The organism is Gordonia sp. B8661-1 (genome assembly GCF_059427765.1).
In genome coordinates this window covers 398,699-425,454 of the sequence record NZ_JCAHRL010000003.1, presented here as the reverse complement: position 1 = coordinate 425,454, position 26,756 = coordinate 398,699, and the positions used below count along the sequence as shown (strand labels likewise).

Genomic DNA, 26,756 nt, shown 5'->3' with positions numbered 1-26,756 from the left:
ATGCGTCATCGTCGGGTATCCAGCCACCCCTGAAGAATAGCGACCGCGGCCGCTTGATCAACGACGGCGCGCGACGATTTGGCATTCCGGCCACTGGCCCGCAGCGCCTGGGTCGCGGTGACCGTGGTGAACCGCTCGTCCTGATACTCGACCGCCACCGGGTCGATCGCGGCCGCGAGACTCGTTCCGAAATCCCTGGCCAGCCCGGCTGCCGCACCGTCGGTGTTCCGCAGCGTGCGCGGCAGTCCGACGACCACACCGACCACCTCGTATTCGGCCGCGATCTCGGCGATGCGCTTGATGTCTCCGTCACCGGACGGCGTGCGTGTCACGGTCTCGACCGGTGTCGCGAGGATGCCGTCGGGATCGCAGACCGCGACCCCGATCCGCACACTGCCGACATCGATGCCGAGGCGACGACCACGCGCCACGGAGTCCGCGGACGAACTCACTTGTCCCCGGCGAGGTCGCGGACACGGTTCATCGCGGCGGTGATGCCGTCCGCGTCGGTTCCCGACCCCTGCGCGAGGTCCGGTTTACCGCCTCCGCGGCCGCCGACGAGGCCGGACACCTCCTTGACGACGTCACCGGCCTTGATGCCGAGGTCACGTGCGGCCTCGGTGGTGGCGATGACGAACGGCACCTTGGTGGAATCCCCGTCCGGGATCGCCGAGAACAGCGCGATCACCGCGGAGCGGTCGGCGACCTTGCCGCGCAGGTCGGTGGCGATGCCCCGCAACCCGTTCGCGTCGAGGCCGTCGGGCAGTCGTCCGCCGACGATCAGTGTCGAGCCCGCGGTGGTCGCGTCATCGATGAGTCCCGACGCGGCTGAACGGGCGGCCTCCTCGCGCAGGCGATCGACCTGCTTCTCGGCATCGCGGAGCCGGGTGACGAGTTGCTCCACCCGGCCGGGCACCTCGTCGCTCGGCACCTTGAGCGAGGACGCGAGTCCGGCCATCAGTGCACGTTCCTTGGACAGGTAGCGGAACGAATCCATGCCGACGTACGCCTCGACGCGACGCACGCCCGAACCGACCGACGACTCGCCGATCACCGTGATCGGTCCGATCTGCGACGACGACGCCACGTGGGTGCCGCCGCACAACTCCATGGAGAACGGTCCGCCGATCTCCACGACGCGCACGACGTCGCCGTAGTTCTCGCCGAAGAGCGCCATCGCGCCCATGGCCTTGGCCTCGGTGAGTCCGGTCTCGAAGGTGTGCACCGGATAGTTCGCCTCGACCGCCGAGTTGGAGATCTCCTCGATCTCGCGGCGCTGACTCTCCGACAACGCCTTTCCGGATTGGAAGTCGAATCGCAGATAGCCGGGACGGTTCAGCGAACCGGCCTGTGTCGCGCCGGGCCCGAGCACCTCACGCAGCGCGGCATGCACCATGTGGGTACCCGAATGTCCTTGTGTCGCACCATGTCGCCAGCCCTGGTCGACGGATGCGATGACCTCGTCGCCCTCGGCGATCTCGCCTTCCTCGACGACCACCTTGTGCAGCCACACCGATTTACCGGCCTTCTGCACGTCGGTGACCCGCAGACGGGCACCGGTACTGGTCGTGATGGTGCCGATGTCGGCCATCTGTCCACCGGACTCGGCGTACAGCGGGGTGCGGTCGAGGATGACGATCAATTCCTCGCCGGGGGTGGCACTGCGGACGCGCGCGCCGTCGGCGACCAGCCCGAGCACGCGGGCCTCGGACACCAGTTCGTCGAAACCGGTGAAGTCCGTGGGACCGCGGTCCAGGAATTCCCGGTACACCGACATGTCGGCGTGCCCGGTCTTGCGTGCCGTGGCATCGGCCTTGGCCCGCTGTTTCTGCTCGGCCATCAGTTCGGTGAAGCCCGCCTGATCGACCGACAGGCCGGCCTCGGCGGCCATCTCCAGTGTCAGGTCGATCGGGAAACCGTAGGTGTCGTGCAGGGTGAAGGCGTCGTCACCGCTGATCTCGGAACGCTTCGCGGCCTTCGTGGCCGATGCGGCGTCGGCGAACAACTTCGATCCGGCGGCGAGGGTCTTCGCGAACGATGCCTCTTCCGCCGACGCCACGTCGACGATGTGGGTGCGGCTTCCGGCCAGCTCCGGGTAGGACGGCGACATCAGGTCGATGACGAGATTGGTCAGGTCGGCCATCACCGGACGCCCGGCGGCCGCGGGTGTGGTGCCCGCGGCCTCGGTGGCCGCACTGAGAAGACGTACCGAGCGGACCACCCGCCGCAGCAGGCGACGGAGCACATAGCCCCGTCCGTCGTTGCCGGGCAGCACACCGTCGCCGATGAGCATGGCGGCGGTCCGGGAGTGATCGGCGATGACCCGGAAGCGGACATCGTCCTCGTGATTGCCCGCTCCATAGGTGCGGCCCGTCAATTCGGCGGCGAGGTCGATCACCGGCTTCAGCAGGTCGGTCTCGTAGACGTTGTCGACGCCCTGCAGCAGGCAGGCGACACGCTCGATGCCCATGCCGGTGTCGATGTTCTTCTTCGGCAGCGGGCCGAGGATCTCGTAGCCCTCCTTGCCGCCGCCGGGACCACGGATGTTCTGCATGAACACGAGATTCCAGATCTCGATGTACCGGTCCTCGTCCACCTCGGGGCCGCCCTCGACCCCGTAGTCGGGCCCGCGGTCGTAGAAGATCTCCGAGCACGGACCGCACGGGCCGGGCACGCCCATCGACCAATAGTTGTCCTTCATCCCGCGGCGCTGGATGCGCTCCGCGGGCACTCCGATGACGTCACGCCAGATGGTCTCGGCCTCGTCGTCATCGAGATACACGGTGGGCCACAGCTTTTCGGGGTCGATCCCGTATCCGCCGTCCTCGACGCTGTTCGTCAGCAGCGACCAGGCGAATTCGATGGCCTCACGCTTGAAGTAATCGCCGAACGAGAAGTTGCCCGCCATCTGGAAGAACGTGTTGTGCCGGGTGGTGATGCCCACCTCGTCGATGTCGAGGGTGCGAACACATTTCTGCACGCTCGTCGCACGATCGAAGGGCGGCGTCTGCTCCCCCAGGAAGTACGGCTTGAACGGCACCATGCCCGCGTTGACGAAGAGCAGATTCGGATCGTCGAGGATCAACGAGGCGCTCGGTACCTCCGTGTGCCCGGCCTTGATGAAGTGATCCAGGAACCGCTGCCGGATGTCATGCGTCTGCACTTGGCTGTCGTCCGTCCTTGCTGATGGGGGTGGCCGTCGCGAGCGGGACCGTCTCGCAACTCATCAGCCTACCGTCGTGTGCATCCGGATTTTGAATCGAGAGCGCCGAGAGAGCTCAGGAACGCCGCGGCCGCTTCACCGTGCCCCGGATGATCGAGCGCAGACGCCCCAGACGCGCGGAGATGTCCCGCTCGAAGCCGTGGTCGGTCGGCTCGTAGTAGTCGACGCCCACCAGATCGTCGGGCGGGTATTGCTGAGCCAGCACCCCGTCCGGATCGTTGTGCGGATAGCGATACCCGATCGCGTTGCCCAGATCCTTGGCGCCCTTGTAGTGGCCATCGCGCAGATGTGCGGGCACCGCTCCCGACTTCCCGGCGTTGACATCGGAGAGTGCGGCCCCGATCGCCGAGACGACGCCCCCGGACTTGGGCGCGGTCGCCAGGTGGATCGTCGCCTGCGCGAGAGCCAGTTTCGCCTCCGGCATCCCGACGAGTGCGACGACCTGGGCGGCGGCCACCGCGGTTTGCAGCGCCATCGGGTCGGCCATCCCGATGTCCTCGCTGGCGTGGATCATCAGGCGCCGTGCGATGAACCGGGGGTCCTCCCCGGCGGCGATCATCCGTGCCAGATAGTGGAGCGCCGCATCGACGTCGGAGCCGCGGATCGACTTGATGAACGCACTGGTGACGTCGTAGTGCTGGTCGCCGTCGCGGTCGTAGCGGACGGCGGCGCGATCAATGGCCGCCGCCACGTCGTCGACCTCGAGAACCGTTTTGTCCGCGGCATCGGCGCTCGCCTCGAGCGCGGTGAGCGCGCGCCGCGCATCGCCGCCGGCCACCGCGACGAGGTGATCGAGTGCCTCGTCGGTGACCTCGACACGTCCCCCGAGACCCCGTTCGTCGGTGATGGCCCGGGTCAGGACCTCACGGACATCGTCGTCGGACAGCGAGCGGAGCTGGAGCACCAGCGAGCGTGACAGCAGCGGCGCGACGACCGAGAACGACGGGTTCTCCGTGGTCGCGGCCACGAGCAGCACGATCCGGTTCTCCACCGCGTCGAGCAGCGCGTCCTGCTGGGTCTTCGAGAACCGGTGCACCTCGTCGATGAAGAGCACCGTCTGCTGGCCGTCGATGAGGCGGCGGCGGGCCATGTCGATGACCGCCCGCACCTCCTTGACGCCCGCGGACAACGCCGACAGCGCTTCGAAACGGCCGCCGGTGGCCCGTGAGATGAGTCCGGCCATCGTCGTCTTCCCGGTGCCCGGCGGGCCGTACAGCAGCACCGACGCGGCGCCGGAGCCGTTGATCAGGCGCCGCAGCGGCGACCCGGTTCCGAGTAGATGTTGCTGACCGACGATCTCATCGAGATTCTCGGGGCGCATCCGTACCGCGAGCGGCGCGTTCGGCGGTGGTGTCGTGGGGAGACCGGCCGACACCAGGGTATCGGGCGGGTCGAACAGGCCGTCCATTCGCCGTCAGGCCAACCAGCGGTCGTACAGGGTGCTCCCGCATTCGGCGGCGAACTCGGCGATCTCGGATTCACCGACGGTCGCGGCCGCCGCCGACAATTCGGTCCATCGCGACACGACCACGCGCGGATCATTGGAATGCAGCGCCCATTCGTGGCCGTAGCCCGCGCTGCCGTACTGCGCGAGGTCGGCACCCGAATCGTCGGCGTCGGTCGGCAGCAACCAGATGGTCGACAACCAGACCCAGAGCAGACGTGCGGTGAGAATGCCGCGGGCACTGGCCGCGTGTCCCAGCGACGGCCAGATCGAGCGCACCTCGGAGTGCCACGCGTCCACCATCGCCGTCTCGAGGGCGACAAGGTTCACATTGTCGGTCTGGACCTGGGCGCCCAGCGTGACGAGTGCATACGCGATGTCGAGAGTGGCGTCCCGGAAGCCACCCCATTCGTAGTCCATGAACTGGACGCCGTCGCCGTTGATGATGATGTTCTCCGGGCCCACGTCCGACGGGCTGAATGCGCGATGCTCACCCTCGGTGAACAGGGCGCACGCCGCGATCAGACGCTCACGGATGACTTCGGGCACCTCCACGCCGATACCGGCGGTCAGCGCCGTGGATTCGGCAACGGACCGAAGTACGGCCTCACCGAGCACATCGGTGTCCCCCGCCCCGGCCGAGCCACGGCGGAGCAATGCCAGGTAGTCGTGTTCTCCGCCGACCGTCGCCGCGTGCATGCGTCCGAGCGCCTGCCCCCATGCGCTGACCGCGTGCGAGGTCTCGACGGGGTCGAGTCCGGAGAGCAGGGAGGTCATCGGACGTCCGTTGCCGAGGTCGGACAGCACCAGCAACCGCGCTTCCGGATCGGAGGCGATCAACTGCGGTCCAGGCCGGGATTCGGTGGGCAATGCGGTGGCGTACTTGTACGACGCCATCTCGCGGTGGAATGCGTGGGGATCCTCGTCGTCCGGGAGCGCCTTGATGACGAGCGAACGGTCCATCGAGAGTGGATTGTCGAGAACACGGACACGCACCACAACGGTGCGGCCACTGCCCCCGAGGTCTTCGGGGTCGGCGAGTGTGACCGGCGAGCCGGCACGGATCGACAGCACCGACTCGGCTGCTCGTACCACGCCCACTATGCGATTCTCCGTGATTACCGTCATGTCACCAACCAACGTACCGAATCCGCGATGCGCGCGTCGTCAACGTTTCTCATTCGCAACGCGATTGCGGATGAGAAATCGACGGGACACCAGATGCTATCTGGCACAACGTAGCTCACGTTCACCCCAGCCTCATCGGTCACTCGGGTCAACCGGGCTCACATCGACCGACACGTCGATCTTGCTCGACGCGGAATCGGTGTAGATGACACCGCGCAGTGGCGGTACGTCGTCGTAGTCGCGCCCCCATGCGACCGTGACGTGGCGTTCGTCGACGAATTTGTCGTTGGTCGGATCGAAGGCGAGCCACCGGTCCCCCGGCAGCCAGACGGCCGCCCACGCATGACTGGCATCGGCACCGAAGATCCGCTCCTTGCCGGGCGGCGGATCGGTCGCGAGGTATCCGGACTCGTACCGGGCGGCCAGACCGACCGATCGGAGGCAGGCGATGGCCACCCGCGCGAAGTCCTGGCAGACGCCCATCCGGCGCTCCATCACGGTGTCGACGCGTGTGCTGATGGCGGTCGAGCCGGACTGATAGGTGAAGTCGGTGTAGATCCGGGTCGTGAGGTCGCTGATCGCCTCGACCAGCGGACGCCCCGGCGTGAAGACCTCGGCCGCGTAGTCCCGCACCGCCCGGGTGATCTCGGGCGGCTGCAGATCGAGGGTGAACTCGACGGCGCGGGCACCGCCCGCCCCGGCTTCTGCGGGTCGCGCGTCCTCCCACGGTCCGAGTGCGGCCGGTGACATCCGCACCCCGGCGTCCGGCGGATCGACGTCGACGAGCGACGTCGCGGTGACGATCAGCTTGGTGTGATTGGTGCGCACGTGGAAGTACGAATCGGTGTTGCCGTAGACGTCGATGCCGGTGGACCAGTCGTCGGGCTCCGGTTCGATGTGCACATCGGATTCCAGCACGCGCTGCCCCGGAAGATCGCGCGGGGTGAGGTAACACCGGCCGAAGGAGGACGTCACATCCGCGGCATACGTGTAGCTGGTGCGGTGCATGACCCGGTAGCGGCGGGACGTCGCGTCGGGCGACGGAATGGTTGCCATGTCAGGTGGTCACCTCCCCTGCCCAGATCGGTTGCGCCTGCTGCGGCGGCGCGAGCCGGGTGCGGCCGAGTACGTCGGACAGTTCCCGCGCACCGTCGGCCAGCGTCGTGGTGACGATCTCGAGATCGCGCCGACGCCCGTCGGAGCCGGTACCCGCGAGACTCACCGGATCCGACCGCCGCACGGTGGCGATCAGGTCCTCGACGATCCGTTCCGCGGCGGCCGACCGCAGTTCCTCGTCGACCGCGTCGAGGTCGGAGCGCATGCGGTCGAGTTGATAGATCATCGACCGCGGATTGGATTCGTCGAAGTACAGGAGGTCGGCGACGGCACCGAATCGGTACATGCCACGGTTGCGGCGTCGGTAGGTGATCGACGATTCGTTGGCCACCAGGAAGGATTCGAGCAGAGCCTGTTCGACCTCCCGGTCCAGCGGCTCGACGAACATCGTCCTGGTCAGATCTGCGAGCGTGACGACGCGCTCGATCCGCCGTCCGACGTCCATGAACAGCCATCCCGGATCCTGAACCATCGACTCCGCCTGCAGACCGGCCAGCGCGAGCGCACCGTGCAGCACGTCGTCGTGGGTGCGGCCCAGTTCGGAGACCAGGTCGAGTGCGGGCTCCCCGGATCGTCGGGAGGCGATCACCTGGCGGCCGAATTCCTGGACCGCTTCCTCGATCGGGGTCAGGACCATCCAGGTGCTGGTGGACAACTGGTCACGGACCGCACGCGCGGAGCCGACCAGTCGGTCCAGCGAGTGGGCGATGGTGCCGGGCACCGACCGCGACACGGTCAGGTCGATGATCTTCGCGAGGCCGGCGCCGATATCGGTGTCGGTCGGTTCCTGAGCGGTGCCGACGAGGTCCGTGGTGCCGAGATATCCACTCGTACCGGTCACCTCGGCCGCGGCATGAAGCACCATCGGCACCGCGGCCGACCCGCTCATCCACGGGCGATACTGGACGTCCTGGTAGCGGTCCCGGCTGACCGCGGCGAGCCGGGTGATCAGTTCGGTGCGTTCGCCGTACCTGCCGAACCAGAACAGGTCGTTGAGCACGCGTGGTGTCGCGGCCACGGCGCCGTGGGAGTACGCACCGGTCTCGACGGCCGGGATCTCCTCCGCACCGGCGATCTGGCCGCCCGCCTTGCGCGAGACATGACCGCCGACATCGGCGCTCGTCACCCAGACATCCTTGGCCGCAAAGGTATTCAGCGACGATCCGGCGGTGGACGGAGCGAGCACCGTCCCCAGACCACCCGGCATGACCGCATAACCGGGACCACTGGCCACGCTGAACGCACGCAAGCCCGTCGGCGCGGCCCGCAGCGTTGCCGTGCCGGTGTCCCCGGGGCCGGGGCGGATCGCGAGTGTCGGTGCGAGCGACGAGGATTCCATGCGCCGCGCGACCCAGCGCCACGGCTCGGCCTCGATCCGTGCGGCGAGATCGTCGCGGGCGGTCGCATCCAGGAATGCCGCGTTCACTTCCGCACCGCCATGGAAATCGGTGAGCGACAACTCCGGAAGGTCGGCCCGGATCTTGGTGCGCTGCAGGTCATCTCCCGCCCACCAGGTCTCCACCGACGGCAGCAGCAGATCGTCGTCGAGCAGCACGGGCGCCAGCCGCTCCAGGACGGTATGCCACGCCGGGTTCTCCAGAACCGCGCTGCCCAGCGTGTTGACGACGGTGACCGTGCCCCGTGAGATCGCTTCGACCAGTCCTGCGACACCGAGCCGCGAACTCGTGCGCAGATCGAGTGGGTCGGTGAACTCGGCATCGACACGCCGCAGCAGGACGTCGACGCGCTTGTAGCGTCCGAGCGAGCGCATGTACACCGTGCCGCCACGCACGGTCAGGTCGGAGCCCTCGACGAGCGGAACGCCGAGCATCGACGCGAGATATGCCTGGTCGAACGCGGTCTCGGACATGCTGCCGGGACTGAGCACCACGACTGTCGGGTCGTCGACGCCGGGCGGGGCGTAATCGAGCAGCGCCAACCGTAGCGTTCCGGCGAAGGTCGTGATGGGACGTGGCGCGCACGCGGAGAACAGATTCGGGAAGGTCCGCGACATGAGGCGGCGGCCCACGGTGGCGTAACCGATCCCGGAGGGTGCCTGGGTGCGGTCGGCAACCACCCGGTGGCGTCCGTCCGCGTCCCGTCCGAGGTCGACGGCGTGCAGGAACAGCGCGTGCGGGCCGGGTACTTCGAGGCGAGTCGCCTTGCGCAGATATCCCGGATGGCCGTAGACGAACTCCGGCGGCACCAGCCCGGAGGTGATCGTCTTCTGATCGTGATAGATGTCACGCAGCAGCAGGTCCAGGAGCAGCGATCGCTGGGCGATCGCCTTCTCCAGTTCGGACCATTCGGTGCCGTCGACGATCAACGGCACCGGATCGATCTGCCAGTCGCGCGCCTCGGTGTGCTCGCCGTCGAACTGGTTGTAGATGACGCCTTCGTCGCGTGCCGCGGTGGCGAGCCTGGTCGTCGCTGAACGGAGGCGGTCGGGTCCCCAGGAGCCGTACTGTGCGACCAGATCCGACCACGCGGGACGGACTCGTCCGTCGTCGTCGACCAGCTCGTCGAACTGTGCGTCCGGCTCGGTTGCGAAGAGCGCCGGGGCGGCCGGGCCATAGCCGTCGAAGGCTCCCGGTAGTGCGTTGTCCGGCGAAACGGTCACCGAGACACCCTACGTGGAATCAGCGCGATCGTCCCGTCAGGAACCGGCTGCCGGGTCGTCGGTCTGCTCGGCAGCGGCCTTGCGCGGCACCGGCTTCGCGTCGATACCCGACTCCTTGCGCTGCTGCGGGGTAATGGCCGCCGGCGCGTCGGTCAGCGGGTCGACGCCGCCACCGGACTTGGGGAAGGCGATCACCTCGCGGATCGAACTCTCGCCCGCGAGCAGCGAGGCGATGCGGTCCCAGCCGAACGCGATGCCGCCGTGCGGCGGCGCACCGAAGGCGAACGCATCGAGGAGGAAGCCGAACTTCTCCTGCGCCTCCTCTTCGGTGATGCCCATGATCGCGAAGACCCGCTCCTGCACGTCGCGGCGGTGGATACGGATCGATCCGCCACCGATCTCGTTGCCGTTGCAGACGATGTCGTAGGCGTAGGCGACCGCGGCGCCCGGATCGGCCTCGAGGTCGTCGAGGCACTCGGGCTTCGGCGACGTGAAGGCATGGTGGACGGCCGTCCACGCCGAATGTCCCAGTGCCACATCACCGGAAGCGGTCGCGTCGGCGGCCGGCTCGAACATCGGCGCGTCCACGACCCAGGTGAAGGCCCAGTCGTCGTCGGAGATGAGGCCGAGGCGGTTGGCGATCTCACCGCGTGCGGCACCGAGGAGTGCACGCATCGGCTTGGTCTCACCCGCCGCGAAGAACACACAGTCGCCCGGCTTCGCGCCCACGTGCTCGGCCAGTCCGGCGCGCTCCTCGTCGGACAGGTTCTTGGCGACCGGCCCCGAGAGCGTGCCGTCCTCACCGATCAGCACGTAGGCGAGCCCCTTCGCGCCGCGCTGCTTGGCCCATTCCTGCCACGCGTCGAGCTGCCGGCGCGGCTGCGAAGCGCCCCCGGCCATCACGACGGCGCCCACATACGGCGCCTTGAAGACTCGGAACGGAGTGTCCTTGAAGTAGTCGGTGCACTCCACGAGTTCGATGTCGAAGCGAAGGTCCGGCTTGTCACTTCCGTAGCGGCGCATGGCCTCCGCGTAGGTGATCCGCGGAATGGGCGTCGAGATCTCCACCCCGATGAGCTTCCAGAGTGCGACCAGGATCTCCTCGGCCAGGGCGATCACGTCGTCCTGATCAACGAAGCTCATCTCGATGTCGAGCTGAGTGAATTCCGGCTGCCGGTCGGCACGGAAATCCTCGTCGCGATAGGCGCGGGCGATCTGGTAGTACCGCTCGAGTCCGGCAACCATGAGCAACTGCTTGAAGAGCTGCGGGCTCTGCGGCAGCGCGTAGAAGGTGCCCGGCTGCAGGCGAGCCGGAACGAGGAAGTCACGAGCGCCCTCCGGCGTGGACCGGGTCAGCGTCGGGGTCTCGACCTCGACGAAATCATGGTCGGCCAGCACGGCGCGGGCGGCGGCATTTGCCTTGGAGCGCAACCGAAGTGCGCGGGCGGGCCGTTCGCGGCGCAGGTCGAGATAGCGATACTTGAGACGCGCTTCCTCACCGGGTGTCTCGTCGAGCTGGAACGGGAGCGGCGCCGACGCGTTCAGGACTTCGAGGCTCAGCGCGTTGATCTCGATGTCGCCGGACGGCAGGTTCGGGTTCTCGCTGCCCTCGGGACGCACCTCGACGACGCCGGTGACGGCGACGACGTACTCCGCGCGCAGACGGTGTGCGGCCTCGGCCACGGCCTCGTCACGGAAGACCACCTGCACGAGCCCGGAACTGTCGCGCAGATCGATGAAGACCACACCGCCGTGATCGCGGCGACGTGCCACCCATCCGGCAACGGTGACGGTCTGCGAGGCGTCGGAGCGGCGAAGCGAGCCGGCGTAATGCGTGCGGAGCACTGACGAGGTCCTTCCGGAATGAGCGTGGGGCCCGAGTTTGTCGTTGTCCATGGTGCCGTATCGGCTCACGTCGAGCGCACTCGGTCTGCGGCCCGTCATTCAAACGACCCTCCAGTCGCTTGCACACGCACGCGTTTCGGTGGGCGGACACGCGTCGTCCGGGGACGCGCCGAAAGCACTTCCGCCCCTGTCGCGCGTGTAATCATTGTGCGCATGACCTTCACTGGCAGTGGCTCGATCGACACCTCATCCGTATCGGGTGGCGGCGGGGGCGGGGGCGGAGGTGGGCGCATCGCACTCGGTGGCGGCGCCGGCCTGATCATCACGCTGATCGCATTGTTCTTCGGCATCAATCCCGGCGACATCACCGGATCCGGCACCGACCAGGGCACGTCCTCATCATCGTCCTCCGCGAATGCCATTCAGGAACAGATCCAGTCCTGCACCATCGAGAAGGCCAACGACGGCGACCCGATCTGCCTCATCACGGCCACGGTGAACAGTCTCAACACGGTGTGGCCGACGATCATGCCGGACTACACGCCACCGCGGACCCGTATCTTCTCCGGTTCCATCGACACCGGCTGCGGGGCGGCGACTTCCGATGTCGGACCGTTCTACTGCCCGGTCGACAAGACCGCCTACTTCGATCCGTCGTTCTTCGAGACCTTGCAGCGGATGGGCGGCAGCAACGGCCCGCTCGCGCAGGAGTACGTCGTCGCCCACGAATATGGTCACCACATCCAGAATCTGACCGGCGCACTCGCCAAGGGCCAGCAGATGGGCTCGCAGGGGCCGCGCTCGGGTTCGGTGCGTGTCGAACTGCAGGCCGACTGCCTGGCCGGCATCTGGGCGAACCACGCCGACGACGGTCCGAACGCCACGCTGGAGCCGCTCACCGACGAACAGATCCGTTCGGTCATCCAGACCGCGAAGGCCATCGGTGACGACACGATCCAGGGCAGCAACTCCAATCCCGAGGGCTGGACGCATGGCTCGGCACAGCAGCGAGCTCGCTGGTTCACCATCGGCTACAAGTCGGGTGACATGCGTCAGTGCGACACCTTCGCCACCAACGACCTGTGAGTCCACGCGCCCGCACCGCTGTCGATGAGCGCGCCGAGGCGTACCTCACACAGACCGCACGGCTCGATCCGCTGTTCGCCACCGAGGTCGGCATCAGCGGCTTCGATGCCGAGTTGACCGACTTCTCCCCCGAGGCCAGCGCCGTGCGGGTCGATACGGCACGCGCGGCGCTCGAGGATCTCGCACGACTGTCAGTGGTCGACGACGTGGACCGGGTGACGGTCGCAACCATGTCGGCATCGCTGCGACGCGAGATCGCTCTGGCGGACGCGGGTGAGGTTGTCGGTGAGTGCAATGTGATCGCGTCCCCGCTGCAGGGCCTGCGGGACGTGTTCGATCTGATGCCGACGAACACCGGCGAGCAGCGTGAGGTCTTCGCCGAGCGATTGCGCGGATTGCCCGCCGCACTCTGCACGGCAGTCGAGGGGCTACGTCATCGATTGGCACACGGACCCGAATTCGCCGCGCGCCAGGTGGGTCTCGTCGCTGCGCAAGCCGACGACGCGGTGTCGGGGATCGCGTCGAACACCTCGTCGTTAGCCGACGATCCGGCCCTCGGGGTCGCCGATGCTCTTGACGCGGCGGGCGCGGCTTTCGCGGACTTCGCCGAGGTATTGCGGACCGAGGTCGCACCGCACGCGGTGGATCGGGATGCTGTCGGGCGCGAACGTTATCTGAGGTTTCTGCCCGCGTATCTCGGTGCCGACGTCGACCCCGACGAGGCGTACGCGTGGGGTCTTGAGCATCTTGCAACGATCGAGGCCGAACAGCGGGCGATCGCCGAGTCACTTGTTCCGGGCGGCACCATCCGGGACGCCCTCGCTCATCTGAATGGGTTGTCGCAGTACGCGATCACCGATCGGCACGAGTTCGTCGCGTGGATGCAGGAGCTGTCGGATCGAGCCGTCGATGAGTTGGGCGGCACCCACTTCGACATCCCGGAGCGCCTGACCCGGCTCGAATGCAGGCTCGCGCCGTCGGCCACCGGCATCATCTACTACACGCAGCCGAGCGCCGATCTGTCGCGGCCGGGACGCATGTGGTGGTCGGTGCCGCCGGAGCAGGCGGTCTTCCACACGTGGCAGGAGACGACCACGGTCTTCCACGAGGGTGTTCCCGGCCATCATCTGCAATTGGGTTCCGCGATCGTCAGCGAGGAATTGAACGACTGGCGCAAACTCGCCTCGTTCACGTCGGGCCATGGTGAAGGCTGGGCACTGTACGCCGAACGCCTGATGGGCGACCTCGGCTGGCTCGACGATCCCGGCGACCGTATGGGCATGCTCGACTCCCAGCGCCTCCGCGCGGCACGGGTCGTTGTTGACATCGGCGTCCATTGCGGGCTGCGCGCACCCGACTCCGTCGGCGGCGGCACCTGGGACGCCGAGAAGGCCTGGGCCTTCCTCACCGACGCCGTCGCCATGGATCGCACCGTCCTGCGGTTCGAACTCAATCGCTACCTCGGATGGCCGGGGCAGGCCCCGTCCTACGCTCTGGGACAACGAGTCTGGGAACAAACCCGCGACGCCGCTCTCGCAGCACACCCGGAATGGTCACTCAAGGACTTCCACACCCGTGCCCTCGCGCTCGGTGGCGTCACCCTCGACGTCCTCGCCTCGGAGCTCACCTGAAACGACGTCTCCGCGTTCCGCGGAACGCCTCCAAGCGCAACTTACCGCGGTCGAATAGCGGATGCGCGACCGCAGCGCCCCCCACCGCCGGTCGGGTAGCCGGCGAGCGCAGCGAGTCCGCGTATCGAGAACGCAGTGCCCCCACCGAAACTCCGCCGCAGCTCATAGCAGGGGCCTTCCAGAACCCGGAAGGTCCTCACAGATTGTTACCTCAACGCCGTAATCCCCCTCTTCAGATATAGCTTCAAATTCACGTCCGGCGAATTGACGACTTGCTGAACTCGACCAACCATCGGCAATCATAGAACCAAGATACAAGGCGACATCCACCGGCACGTCGCCAAGTTCAGGTAAAATATCCCACAGATGCACATGATTTATCATTTGTTCTACGGCCCGCTTCGATCCTAGTTTCTCCATCCAATCGCGAACCGACTTCGGGTTAGTGCCAAATATTACAATGCAACTATAGATCTCAACAAACCTTGGGTGACATAGCTCGACGACAGCCACTGCGGTCGTTAAGTCGCCAAAGTTGAGTAGATAAGCACTTGGGTCCATGCTGGTCCCGTACTCTTGAACTTTCGGCAGCAACCTCCAACTGCTACTTGCCATCACAAATCTGTCCGCGACGCGCCCTTCTAGTCACTCCTGAAACGGATAGTGGAGACTGTCGGCCGTCCGGCATTGAACGGACTGCATTCTCCAGTTCCTGGTATGTCATATTAAACGACACCTCCAAGTCGAATTCGTGCTCCACGAGAGCCACTCTGTCAGTACCATCGTATGTGATTGTGAACGTGTTGTATGGCCGTTCGCGCCATTGTCCTGGCCCGACTTCTGCCAGGTCAGATAGTATCTGGGACTTTGCGGATGATATCGACCCGTCATCTGCAATTAGTTTCCTCACAGTCTCAGCTTTTGTCACTTGGGTATACCGTCCTGATCTGTCCGTCTCTTATGAAGATATCGATACTAGAGGCGAGGTTACCATTTCTATCAATTCCGATTGCACGACCGAAGTCAAAGTTTACAGACCCAACACCACGATTGATGTTTAACCGGCTCGAACCGATAGCATGGTCGACCATACCCTTGATATCCCTAAGCGTTGAACCTTCGAGAAACTTGCCGACATTCGTAAAGCCGGAGTCCGACCAAGGCCGATATAACACGTGCTCAATTGCGGCTATCGGCCGATGTCCATGTCGATAATCAAAAAGACTTCCCCATGGAATCGATTCTCCTTGGCGCGACGATTCGATACCGCTACGTCCACTGCCTTCAGTGGGGCAGGGCGCCAGCCCCAAAGGGTCGATCCACGCCAGCGGATTGAACGGATAACCCTGCGGATTCGGCGACGGCGCAAGCCCTTCTACAACAGGATTGCTTGGCCATTCGGCCCGAGTTGGACGGAAGTTTTCGCCACGCGAACATGCTCGTAATCGTATATGCGACCATGGTCGTTCATTGTTATATAGAACACCAGTTCATCCTCTTTCCACCGGTAGCCGTGAGCCAGAACCTTCAGTGGTTGATCGCCAACGGATAGTCGCAATGAGAAGAAGGCAGGCGGAGGAGAAATGGGTTGACCGACCCACGGTTGCGGCACTGTGGGTTCGCGGGGAAATTCGTTTGACTTAAGTCTTCGATATATCCATCTCCGAAATTTGCCCCACTTGCGTTGATCTCTTACTTGTTGGCCAGTCAGTTGCTCGCGAGGATCAACACCGATCGGTTCGCCGACTCCGAGGCCATCTGTCCAGTTCTCTGTAGCCGATAACGGTATACACGAAACTACGGCTGCAGTTACCGGTTTTGTTGCCAACATGATATCATTATTCTGATAGCCATCATTTATGGAAAAGCTATCGTACACTGACTCTATATACCCTCTACCTTTCAGTAGATACTTGGTCACGTAAGACTCGTCGTATTTCGGTTCCGCAGGCCAGAATGCGTTTTGATCACTCATGATTCTCCAAGTAGATAATCAGACCCCTTTGATATCGCTCGATCATAGAACGGCGATCTCTTCAACTGCTTAATCAGCCCCTTAGGGGCGCCCTCGAACTCATCGGTGTGGAAGTTGTAGTAATACTTTTCGCCATTCACCTGCAAGTGCATTTGACCTGCCCGACCTCCCGGGTCAGGATTTTCGACGTCGATTCGCCAGGGCGGATCTCCTGCCCTCATAGTAGAGCCTGGCGTCAACGTCTTGCTCGTCACTTGCGTGCCATTCTCACCGAGCATTGAGCCATCAGGTGCCGTGGTTCTATCTGGCGTCGCGTCTGATGCCGGCGGGCACGGAACCAGCCCCAAGGGATCGATCCACGCCATCGGATTAAACGGAACGGATAACCCTGCGGATTCGGCGACGGCGCCAACCCCAACGGATCCGGCGACACATACCGCGCAGCATCCGGATCGTAAGACCGATGCAGGTTGTAATGCCAACCCGTCTCCGCATCCCAGTACTGCCCCGGAAACCGCAACGGCGTCGACACATCACCCGACCACACCGTCCGACCCCACACCGACGATCTCGCCCGACCCACCACCACACCGCTGTCCGGATCCACCACCTCCGTCGGCGACCCCACCAGATCCGTCACCAACGCATAGAACTCCGCATCCACCGCGTCCTGATCCGACACATCCACCCGCGACTGCGTCAACGGCGCAAACGACCCCGGCCGATAGCACCACCGCACCACATCACTCTCGGACACAGCCTCAATCATCGTGGTCTCTGGCGCATCATCACCATGTTGAAGGCCGTTCTTCCCCCTCCCAATCAAAATGTCTAGTCGTTGATACTCGGCAATTCATTCGCTTTTCACCGCGAGTTCAGGCCGCGGAAGAATCCAAACCGATGTAACCTCCCCGTCGGTCAAACCGATTAGCGAGTTTGTAGCGAACTCGTAACGACGTTCCCCTTCTGACTTCCACTTTGTGTCCGAGATACGTAGCCACCCACTTGGCTCTTTGTAGGTCAACCATTGACGTGCCCCGGGAACAGAAAAACTGACACCACGCTCTAGCGGAGGGTCAGAACTTATCCAAACTCCTCCAGCCGTAAACTTTGGCTGATCAGTGTCCACCATTCGCCAAGCTATCTTGGGGTTATAGCCCCAACAATAGAGAAGCCGGCCGGACGCCACGTCAATCTCCAACTGCGTGTAACTGAAAAGCATACTCGTGCTTCCTTCGGCGCCCACGTATTTTCTGCGAATGCTGGCGACATCCCCTTGGCTGAGCGAGTCCTCGTCGTCGTAATAGATAGGATCAGCCACAACCATCTCGTCGCCATGGCCGATTTCGAACTGAAGTTTCATGTCACTTACCTCCCTCAAATTCGAAGTGAAATATTCTGCCGTTGACAACATCGACAACGAGTTCAAATATACCTTCGCGACCACGGACTGAACCAGGAACATCCCAACGCCACACTCCCGGACTTCCCATTGGGTCTGGAACTGGTCGCACTGAATCCAAAATTTCCTGGATGAACTGATTCGATCGCAGGTATGGACGCGCGGGAAGCAGATCCTTGCCGTATTCGTCGAAGTGAGCTGCTGCAGCCTTTGACCACTCTAGTTTGTCAGCTTCGAGACCCATGTTGTTAGGCCCAGGTGGACTCGACCCACTGCCAGGCTCACAGCCTGACGGCACCAAACCCAACGGGTCGATCCACGCCATCGGATTAAACGGATACCCCTGCGGATTCGGGGACGGCGCAAGGCCCAACGGATCCGGCGACACATACCGGGCAGCATCCGGATCGTAGAACCGATGCAGGTTGTAATGCCAGCCCGTCTCCGCATCCCAATACTGCCCTGGAAACCGCAACGGCGTCGACACCTCACCCGACCACACCGTCCGACCCCACACCGACGATCTCGCCCGACCCACCACCGCACCACTGTCCGGATCCACCACCTCCGTCGGCGACCCCACCACATCCGTCACCAACGCATAAAACTCCGCATCCACCGCATCCTGATCCGACACATCCACCCGCGACTGCGTGAGCGGCGCAAACGACCCGGGCCGATAGCACCACCGCACCAGGTCACTCTCGGACACAGCCTCGATCATCGTGGACTCATCCCACACGAAACGAACCTGTTCCACCACCGCACCAGCGTCATCCAACCGCTGCTTGAGCACCCGCCGCCCCAACGCGTCATACGAATACCGCCACCGCGCGCCATCCGGAGTAACGACACCCACCAACTGATCAAACGCATCCCAGACGTAACGCCACACATCCCGCGGCCGCGACAACCTCGCCACCGACTTCTCCACCACACGACCGGCCGCGTCATATCGGTACCGCGACCGACCATCGGCCACCAGTAGATTCCCCCGGAACTCCCGCCGCACACCACTCGACGACACCACATTGCTCAAGCCGTCGTAGCCGTACTCCTCAATTCGCGCGCCACCCGCGGACACCCCGGTGATCCTGCCACCGGCATCCAGATCCAGTACACGCGGCACCACACCCTCGGCCGTACGCGTCGACTGCGCCGCCACAAATCCATCAGCCCGATACTCGAACGAATCCGCACGCACCAACTTCGGCTCCGGGCGCTCCGGCCCGAAATCCAGATTCAGCGTCATCAACGGAAACGCCTCCACCTGCTGGCCCACCAACCGGCCGCATGCATCGTGCGTACGCGCCACCGACAACTCGCCCACGCGCCATCCGGTGACCGAACCCCGAGGGTCATAATCAACGCCGACACGTCGCCCGTCGACGTCGACCGCCGACACCATCCCGTTCGCACCCCACAACCATCCGGTGCTGCCGCCGGATGCACTGCGTCGCTGTATCCGGCGACCGTGCTGGTCAACAGTGAAGTCCAGCTTCGACGCATCCCCGTCGACGTACTCGCGCACCAGATCTCCGGACGGGGAATACCCGAACTCCACCGAGTGCGCGATATCGCCACCTGCGCCACTGACCGCGGACAGTCGACGACCCGCTACATCGTATGTGTACGAACGGAATTCACCTGTATCCGCACGGGCCTCGGTCAGCCGCCCAAGAATGTCGTAGCTCAGCCTTCGGGTGACTCCGGTGGGCGTCGTAATCGATGCGACCCGGCCTGCCGTGTGGCCGTATGTCGTTCGGGCGCCATTGAAGTCGGCTTCGGCGATAACCCGACCGTCAGCATCGTAGTCGTAGATCCACTCCTGCCCCAGCGGGTTGATGACCTTTCGCAGCCGGCGTTCGGTATCCCACTCGTACCGTGTGATAGCGCCATCAGGTGTGGTGGTCGATGCCAAAAGGTCGAATGCCCCATAGGTGTGCGACGTAACGGCACCGGCGGCATCGGCGTGCCTCACGAGGTTGCCTTCGCCGTCGTACTCCCAGGTTTCGACGGTGCCGTCGGGATTGACGCGCTCGAGGAGCAGCCCGTCCGGCGACCACCCGTATTGGGTTGTGGCACCCGCAGGATCGGTCACGGCAACAGGACGCCCGAACTCGTCTCGCTCGATACGGGTAATCCCTCCGACCGGATCCGTGACTGCTACCGGAAGTCCCGCAGGGTTGCAGTCGATCGCGGTACGCGCACCCGTCGGATCAGTGACGGTGGCGACGGTTCCGTTGGCACGATACGTGTATTCCGTTCGGCCACCGTGGGTATCGCGTACCGCGACGAGATTGCCGCGGTCATCCCATTCCTGCCGGGTCGTCGTACCGTCGACGTGATAGATCGCCGACGGCTGCCCCGGGGCGGCGTAATCGACGCGTATCGCCTTCCCATCGGGTCGGGTCAGTTGGGCGAGGTCCCCCTCGGGCGTGTAGAGGTATCGCGTCGTCGCGCCGTCAGGCCCGGTGACGGTCAATGGGTCTCGGCGTTCGTTGTAGTCGGTATGCGTGCGCAATCCAGTCGGTGTCGCAGTGTCCCGCAGACGAAGATCCTTGTCGAATCCCTGAACGGTCTGGCCGCCGAGCGAATCGGTGACGATCGTCATCGTCCCGCTGCCGTCGTCGGTGGAGAGATAGTCGAAGCGCGACGACATGATGTTGTCGGTACCGGCCTGCGCGATGACCCGCCCATCACCGTCGTACGTATTGACCATCTGATTGCCATTGGCGTCCTGCCACGACAGCATCTGCCCGTCATCGTCATAGGAATACCGAGTCGTGCCCCCGGACGGTTTCGTCACCGACGTCAAATGTCCTGCCGTGTAACCGAATGCCCGAATCACCGTCGGCTCGAATCCGGGCTCCGAGCGAACCGCCAGGCGTGTGATCCGTCCGGCGTCGGTCGTGATGTCCAGTTGATAACCGCCCGAGTGCGTCAGCGCGACAGGGGCACCATCGGAGTCGTAGTGGAAGCGCACCCGATTGAAGAACCGATCGGTGATGGCGCTGATCGCATAGTTGCCCAACGCCCGGTCGAGACCGCCCAGTGCGGGCTCGGGCGCGAAATGCCAATTGATCCGGCTATCCGGATCGTGGACCACGTACCCGCCGCTGTCGGTCCGCGACAGTGTCCACCGCTGCCGCGAACTCCGTGGCTCGACCGGTTCATCCACTCGCGGGTGCGGATAGACGATCATGACGCCGTCCTCGGCGATGAGGGTCACGCTGTCGGTGGTCACGACCACACGCATATCGAGCGTCGTTGACCAACTCGGTCCGAACCAGCGCCCGAATCGGTAGCTCGACCGATGACGGCGCTTCAGCAGAAGCGGCAGCACACCGGGCAGATGCGCATCGGTTTCGGGCAATAGGAACTCGCCGGTTGCGATGTCGACGGGATCGCGGCCATCGCACACCTGCTTATCGCACTGGTCCGACCGTGGACCATCCTTGTCTGCTTCGTGCGGTGCCTGCTGGTCGTTGTCCGCGCGTCCGGCATGTTCCGACGAGCCAGCAGGATCACGCTGACCGGAATGCGTATCGTTGCCCGCCGGATCGTGACTGTTCGGCTGCGTGTCACCTCCACTCTGACCATCGTGTGACGAATGCCTGTCCGGTGATCCTTGCTCCGGCCCGTTCTGCGGATGAGTGGCCTTGTCTCCCTCCGCCTTCGGTGCTGCCTCATTCTGGTGCGCCGCGTCCACCGGCGCTTTCGTCTGCCCCTTCTCGCCTGTGCTCTCCGATGCCTGCGCCCCATGCTCCTTGGCGGCATCCGGCTTCGGCGCGTGCTCGGCGGCTCGGGCTCCCTCCCGCGCTCCGCGCTCGGCCGCGCGTGCGGCCCCGGCACCGGCCTTGGCCGCATCTGTGCCGCCCTTCAGCATCTTCACCGCTGCCTTACCACCCGCGACCGCACCCCCGGCCCCGCCGGTTCCCGCAGTCAGTGCGGCATCCACGCCGAGGCTGCCGATCGTCTTGAACGGGTTTTCACGAGCGTCGGTCTTGATCGCGTGCACAGTGGCACCCGGGTCGGCGACAGTGGTCACGATTCCCATCGTGAGGTCGCCGACCCCATTGATGAACTCGGCAGGATGCGTCAGGTTGTACGTGTCGAGGGGCTGCCTTTGGCGAGCGAACTGGACCCATCCTGTCACCGACGTCACCGCCCCGATGCCGATGTTCTGGCCGCCATGCTCGGCAACGCTTCCGAGGTCGTCCAGGTTCGCGCCCATCCGGTTGATGAATGATGGTTCCTTCGGCGCCTCGTTCGTTTGCGACGAGATCTTGCCGGCCGTCTCGTCGGCGATCGAATCCCGCTCTGTCCGAGCTGATTTCAGCAGTCGTTTGGCCTCGTCGTATTTCGAGGTCCAGGTATCGACGAGGGGTGTCTCGTGCTTCTCGTCGTCGGACAACGCATTCCAGCTGTTCTTCCGGTTTCTCTCCTCCTCTTCGGCCGCCTTCCACAGGGCAATGGCCTCCGCTGCTTGCGACTGGGCCCACTCGACGGTGCTACCCCAGCCCGCCATCGTCGCGGAGGTCGCGGACATCGCGGCCGATGCCACATGCCACAGTTTCGCTTGCTCGTTGTATGCGGCATCGAACGCGTCGGCGGCCTGCCCTCGCCAGTCCGCCGTGTGAATCGTGGAGAGCGCATTGCCAGTGGATTCAATGTTGCGCGCCAGATCGGACAGCTTCGTTGATCTGTCGTTGATCGATGCGACATCTCCGCGGATCAGCTCGCGTTTGTCCTCCGATTCACCGAGTTCGCGCTCATCGACCTTGCCTCCGGTGGCGTTGGTGATGGTGTCGCCGAGGTCATCGAGTTTGTCCGCGACGCCGTCGGCGCCTACTCGGCGGGCTCCGTCGGCGGCCGCGTCCACACCGGCATCGAGAAGCTGGCCACCCTTCTCAAGGCCCGACTCGAGGGCGTTCTCGGCGGCGTCGCCGACCTTGTTGACGGCATCGCCGACCTTGTCCAGGAATCCCATGCGAATCCAGTTCCGAATCGAGGTCAGCGGCCATCGCCCGAAGGCGCGTGCCGAGCTTGTGCGTCGGCGATCTTCTCCGCGGCGCCGGTGTCGTAACCGGGCCGGGCGTCGCCGACCTCCCGGCCGGAGATGTTGGCAAGAATCTGATCCTTGGCCGCCAACAGCCCGTGTCCGTTCTGGATGCCCTCGCGGTACGCGTCGTCGAACGACTCTTTGCTGTAGTCCGGGTGCAGGATGTGGTTGATGCCGTTGTCCGCGAAGGTCTCATCAGCCGATCGCTTGGCGATCTCCTCATCCGACAAGTACGGATTGCCGAGCACATGGGTCCACGCAGTCTTCATGGCGTCAACGTTCTCGCGCTCCATGATGTGGTAGCGGCCTGCGGCAAGACCGAGAGTCTCCGCCATGTCGTTCGCCGATTGGACGAGGTTGCGTACGCCCCACGACCACCGTTCGGCGAACTCCTCAAAGGACTTCTGTACGGTTTCTGATCCGGCCTCGACAGGCGACAACGACAGCATTGCGAAGCCTCGGCCCACCGCACCTGTCTCGCCGATCCCCAATTCCGACAATTCGCCGATGATCCCGGTGATCCCCGCGGCAGCCTTGTTCAGCACATCGGGCGAGACGTTGAGTTCACCACCCCCGTCGGCCATCCGGCACTCCTTCCAGCTCCGGCGGGAACGCCATCGGATGGTCACCACACGGGTCGACGACGATCCCGGTCGGCGACCCGAAACTCGTTGCCACGTCGTCGATGACCTGGGCCCCCGACATCATGGAGTACTTCTTGTCCGTACCGTCCTCACCTTTGGCCGCGACGAACGCCGCGTATTGCGCCTCCTCGGTGAACACACTCACCCACCCGAGGCCACCGACCTCACTGCGCCAGACGCGCTCGTCATCGGTGAGCGGCAGAAGCAACACCGACGACCGCAGAGCGTCCATCAGTGCACGAGGCTGACCGAAGCCCTGATAGAACGCATCGATCTCGGCAGTCAATGTTTCGGCGTGGGTTGCCATGTCCTGCCCTTCATCTCGTGCGAATATCGCGAGAAACGCTAGCAGTCAACGAGGATGAGCCGCCATCATCCTTTCGTGTAATCGAGCCTCGGCGCGCAGGACACGGACAATGCGTCTCGCCGAATGTCTACCGTTTGACCGACACCACCACGTCGCGCAACAGCCGGCCACACCACCACCACTGCAACGACCGGAACCATCGCCGCGATGTAGAGGAGCGTGCTCCCGGTGACAGACAATGCCGATCCGGTGAGGATGTCGATGCCGGCCGCGACGACCAGGTTGCCACCGCCGTGGACGATGGTCGACGGCCACACCGAACCACTTCTTCCCCAGACGAATCCGATCAGGAACTCCAGGAGTATCGACAGCGGAATCCACAACAGCATCGCGATCACGGCGTCACCCATGGCGAGCGAGGAACCGCCGAAGTAGCCGACCCACGGCAGCGGCCAATGCCAGATGCCCCAGATCAGGCCGGTCAGGAAGGTGGTGGCGATGGGCCGGCCCGGCAGCAGTCGATCACGGAGGTAGGCGGTCCACCCGAATTCCTCCCCGAAGAAGATCGGCGCCGCCAGCAGCGGAATGACCGGTATGGCAAGGAGAAATCCTCGGTGCTGCGCCCAATCCGTCTCCCCCGGGCTCCACACGCCGATCAGCCACGCCATGGCCAAGGCGATGCCGAGGGTGATCGGCGCCAAGGCAAGCGCGAAAAGGTAACTGCGCCAATGGCTTCGGAGTCGCAGCGACATTCCGGCGTCGGCAAATCCCTCTCCGGTCACCACAGTCCGGACGACGATCGCCGCCATCGCGGGCACGAACGCCGCCGTCACCAATTGCACGACGGGATCGTCCATCGTTCCACCCGCCGCAGCGACGATCAGCCAGGATATCCAGGCAGGTACGAAGGACAGTTTGAGATACCAGATGACCCCGCGTGATCGCATGCCACCATCACACCGCGCGATTCAGTCGCGCACGATGGTGCCAGCACTACCCTTGTCGTGGAGTCAGCGCGACAAGCGCCGCTCGCCTTCGCTATCCGGCGGCCGTGCCGCCGTCGAGCATCCGCGTGACGGTGCCGACGACGTCGTCGAGGGCCACCTGTGTCTGTTCACCGTTGGTCAGGTCCTTGATGTCAATACGCCGCTCGGCGAGTTCACGATCTCCGAGCACGAGAGCGAGCCTGGCGCCGGACCGGTCGGCGGCTTTCATCGCACCCTTGAGCGCGCGGTCGCCGTAGGCAAGGTCGACGCTGATGCCCGCAGCTCGCAGTTGACCTGCGACAGCGACCATTTCGGCTTTCGCATCCATACCGAGCGGTACGCCGAAGACCTCGCAGCGCGCGGTGTCGGCGTGCGCGATGCCCTCGGCCTCCAGCGCGAGCATCGTGCGGTCGACGCCGAGCCCGAACCCGATGCCGGACAGGTCCTGTTTCGCGCCGAGCAGTGTCATCAGACCGTCGTAGCGACCACCGCCGCCGATGCCCGACTGCGCGCCGAGGCCGTCGTGGACGAACTCGAAGGTCGTCTTGGTGTAGTAGTCGAGCCCGCGCACCAGTCGCGGATTGACCACGTAGGGGACACTCAGCCGATCGAGGTGTGCCAGCACGACATCGAAGTGCGCCTTGGCCTCGCCGGTCAGGTAATCGACGAGCAGCGGCGCGCCGGCGGTCGCCTCCTTGATCTCGGGACGCTTGTCGTCGAGCACACGCAGCGGATTGATCTCCGCACGCTTGCGTGTCGCCTCGTCCAGATCGAGCCCGAACAGGAACTGCTGCAACGCTTCCCGGTAGGGGCCGCGGCTGGCATCATCACCCAGCGAGGTGATCTCCAACCGGAAACCGGTCAGGCCGAGCCGGCGGTAACCCTCGTCCGCGATCGCGATCACCTCGGCGTCGAGCGCCGGATCGTCGATGCCGATCGCCTCCACGCCGACCTGCTGCAACTGCCGGTAGCGACCGGCCTGCGGACGCTCGTATCGGAAGAACGGCCCCGCATAACAGAGCTTCACCGGCAACTGGCCACGATCGAGGCCGTGCTGGATGACCGCACGCACCACACCGGCGGTGCCCTCGGGGCGAAGCGTCACCGAGCGGTCGCCACGGTCGGCGAAGGTGTACATCTCCTTGCTCACGACGTCGGTCGACTCACCGACGCCCCGGGCGAACAGGGACGTGTCCTCGAAGACCGGCAGCTCGATGTGCCCGTACCCGGCGCGCCGGGCCGCGTCGGTGAGGGTGTCGCGGACCCGACGGAAGTCCGCGGAGTTCGGCGGGTAATAGTCCGGAATGCCCTTCGGTGCGGCGAAATCGGCGCTCACAGTCCGTAGCGTCCCTTCTTGGGGGTTCCCGGTTCGGTGCCGGCGGTCAGTCCGGTGAGGAACGGGTTGCCCGCTCGCTCCGCACCGATCGACGTCTGCGGGCCGTGTCCGGGCAGAACCTGGGTGTCGTCGGAGAGCGGCAGCAGCTTCGACGAGATGGAGTCCAGCAGCTGCTGATGATCGCCCCCGGGCAGGTCGGTGCGGCCGATCGAGCCGGCGAACAGCACATCGCCGGAGAAGACCACCGGCACGGTCTGCTCGCTCTCCGATCCGTCCTCGGACGGCAGCGGCACGTCGATGCCCAGTAGCACCGACCCCTGCGTGTGGCCGGGCGCCAGGTCGACCGACATACGGATGCCCGCGAGCTCGACGTCCTCGCCGTCCTCGAACTCGATGACCTTGTCGGGTTCGCGGAAGTCGAGTGCACCGATCACCGACTCGAGCGCCTTGCCCATGCCCATACCGGGATCGGTGAGCATCGGCCGGTCGTCGGCGTGGATGTAGACGGGAATGCCGTATTCGTCGGCCAGTTCGGTCGCATTCCACGTGTGATCGAGGTGTCCGTGCGTGAGAAGTACGGCGACAGGCGTCAGGTCGTGCTCCTTGAGCAATTCACGGACACGCGGAGCCGAATCCTGGCCCGGGTCGATGATGACGGCCTCCGAGCCGGGTTCGTTGGCCAGCAGATAGCAGTTCGTCTGGAACATACCTGCCGGAAATCCGGTGATCAGCATTCCTCCATTGTGGCAAACACCCGCGGCATGATCACCGCTGCCATGACCGGTAGACGCCACGAGGGGTGTCCGGGCCGACGGCAACCCGGACATCGAACTCTCAGGTTCTGCTGGCAGACTGACCTCGCGCGGTAGCATCAGCGCCGTTGCCTGCCGGGCACTGACGGACGAGCACCCAGCTGGGGAAGCCACGGCACACGATTTTCAGGAGGAT

The 26,756-nt window shown here is 64.7% G+C and carries 19 protein-coding genes; 2 read left to right on the top strand and 17 right to left on the bottom strand.

Going from position 1 to position 26,756, the window contains the following annotated elements; translation table 11 throughout:
• Positions 1–5: 5 nt before the first annotated feature.
• The 7 genes from ruvX to aspS form a co-directional block, all read right to left on the bottom strand.
• Positions 6–452, bottom strand: a complete 447-nt coding sequence (gene ruvX, locus AC4JJG_RS09420; protein WP_495400734.1) for a Holliday junction resolvase RuvX — start codon at positions 450–452, stop codon at positions 6–8.
• Positions 449–3,163, bottom strand: a complete 2,715-nt coding sequence (gene alaS, locus AC4JJG_RS09415; RefSeq protein ID WP_495400735.1) for an alanine--tRNA ligase — start codon at positions 3,161–3,163, stop codon at positions 449–451. The genes ruvX and alaS overlap by 4 nt, the downstream gene beginning before the upstream one ends.
• A 115-nt stretch (positions 3,164–3,278) precedes the next feature.
• Positions 3,279–4,631, bottom strand: a complete 1,353-nt coding sequence (locus AC4JJG_RS09410; RefSeq protein WP_495400736.1) for a replication-associated recombination protein A — start codon at positions 4,629–4,631, stop codon at positions 3,279–3,281.
• 6 nt (positions 4,632–4,637) lie between these two features.
• Positions 4,638–5,795 carry a hypothetical protein gene (locus tag AC4JJG_RS09405; RefSeq protein ID WP_495400737.1) on the bottom strand — a complete coding sequence of 386 codons (1,158 nt, stop codon included), beginning with the start codon at positions 5,793–5,795 and terminating at the stop codon, positions 4,638–4,640.
• Between the two features lie 132 nt (positions 5,796–5,927).
• Positions 5,928–6,851, bottom strand: a complete 924-nt coding sequence (locus tag AC4JJG_RS09400) for a transglutaminase family protein (protein ID WP_495400738.1) — start codon at positions 6,849–6,851, stop codon at positions 5,928–5,930.
• Position 6,852: 1 nt separating this feature from the next.
• Positions 6,853–9,531, bottom strand: a complete 2,679-nt coding sequence (locus AC4JJG_RS09395; protein WP_495400739.1) for a circularly permuted type 2 ATP-grasp protein — start codon at positions 9,529–9,531, stop codon at positions 6,853–6,855.
• A gap of 36 nt (positions 9,532–9,567) precedes the next feature.
• Positions 9,568–11,376 (bottom strand): aspartate--tRNA ligase, encoded by a 1,809-nt coding sequence (aspS, locus tag AC4JJG_RS09390; RefSeq protein ID WP_495400740.1) that lies wholly within the window; start codon positions 11,374–11,376, stop codon positions 9,568–9,570.
• Positions 11,377–11,589: 213 nt separating this feature from the next.
• On the opposite strand from aspS, the gene ypfJ reads away from it, so the two are divergent.
• Positions 11,590–12,462, top strand: a complete 873-nt coding sequence (ypfJ, locus tag AC4JJG_RS09385; RefSeq protein ID WP_495400741.1) for a KPN_02809 family neutral zinc metallopeptidase — start codon at positions 11,590–11,592, stop codon at positions 12,460–12,462.
• Complete coding sequence (locus tag AC4JJG_RS09380) at positions 12,459–14,093, top strand: DUF885 domain-containing protein (RefSeq protein WP_495400742.1); 1,635 nt, start codon at positions 12,459–12,461, stop codon at positions 14,091–14,093. The genes ypfJ and AC4JJG_RS09380 overlap by 4 nt, the downstream gene beginning before the upstream one ends.
• Before the next feature lie 162 nt (positions 14,094–14,255).
• On the opposite strand, the gene AC4JJG_RS09375 is transcribed toward AC4JJG_RS09380, so the two are convergent.
• The 10 genes from AC4JJG_RS09375 to AC4JJG_RS09330 all read right to left on the bottom strand — a co-directional run bounded on the left by AC4JJG_RS09375 (position 14,256) and on the right by AC4JJG_RS09330 (position 26,542).
• Positions 14,256–14,708, bottom strand: coding sequence for a hypothetical protein (locus AC4JJG_RS09375; RefSeq protein WP_495400743.1), 453 nt, complete (start codon positions 14,706–14,708; stop codon positions 14,256–14,258).
• Between the two features lie 760 nt (positions 14,709–15,468).
• Positions 15,469–16,068 carry a hypothetical protein gene (locus AC4JJG_RS09370; RefSeq protein ID WP_495405759.1) on the bottom strand — a complete coding sequence of 200 codons (600 nt, stop codon included), beginning with the start codon at positions 16,066–16,068 and terminating at the stop codon, positions 15,469–15,471.
• 250 nt (positions 16,069–16,318) lie between these two features.
• Positions 16,319–16,825 carry an RHS repeat-associated core domain-containing protein gene (locus tag AC4JJG_RS09365; RefSeq protein ID WP_495405758.1) on the bottom strand — a complete coding sequence of 169 codons (507 nt, stop codon included), beginning with the start codon at positions 16,823–16,825 and terminating at the stop codon, positions 16,319–16,321.
• Positions 16,826–16,921: 96 nt separating this feature from the next.
• The gene (locus AC4JJG_RS09360; RefSeq protein ID WP_495400744.1) at positions 16,922–17,431 is read right to left on the bottom strand and encodes a hypothetical protein; all 510 of its coding nucleotides are present in this window, start codon (positions 17,429–17,431) and stop codon (positions 16,922–16,924) included.
• A gap of 1 nt (position 17,432) precedes the next feature.
• A complete protein-coding gene (locus AC4JJG_RS09355; RefSeq protein WP_495400745.1) occupies positions 17,433–22,463 on the bottom strand; it encodes a putative T7SS-secreted protein in 5,031 nt (1,676 codons plus the stop codon).
• A gap of 23 nt (positions 22,464–22,486) precedes the next feature.
• Positions 22,487–23,119, bottom strand: coding sequence for a hypothetical protein (locus AC4JJG_RS09350; protein ID WP_495400746.1), 633 nt, complete (start codon positions 23,117–23,119; stop codon positions 22,487–22,489).
• A complete protein-coding gene (locus AC4JJG_RS09345) occupies positions 23,100–23,486 on the bottom strand; it encodes an SseB family protein (RefSeq protein WP_495400747.1) in 387 nt (128 codons plus the stop codon). The genes AC4JJG_RS09350 and AC4JJG_RS09345 overlap by 20 nt, the downstream gene beginning before the upstream one ends.
• Before the next feature lie 65 nt (positions 23,487–23,551).
• Positions 23,552–24,433 carry a CPBP family intramembrane glutamic endopeptidase gene (locus AC4JJG_RS09340; protein ID WP_495400748.1) on the bottom strand — a complete coding sequence of 294 codons (882 nt, stop codon included), beginning with the start codon at positions 24,431–24,433 and terminating at the stop codon, positions 23,552–23,554.
• Positions 24,434–24,524: 91 nt separating this feature from the next.
• Positions 24,525–25,808: a histidine--tRNA ligase gene (gene hisS / locus AC4JJG_RS09335; RefSeq protein ID WP_495400749.1), complete on the bottom strand. Its 1,284-nt coding sequence runs from the start codon at positions 25,806–25,808 to the stop codon at positions 24,525–24,527.
• Positions 25,805–26,542: an MBL fold metallo-hydrolase gene (locus tag AC4JJG_RS09330; RefSeq protein WP_495400750.1), complete on the bottom strand. Its 738-nt coding sequence runs from the start codon at positions 26,540–26,542 to the stop codon at positions 25,805–25,807. Before AC4JJG_RS09330 ends, hisS begins: the two co-directional genes overlap by 4 nt.
• Between the last annotated feature and the right edge of the window lie 214 nt (positions 26,543–26,756).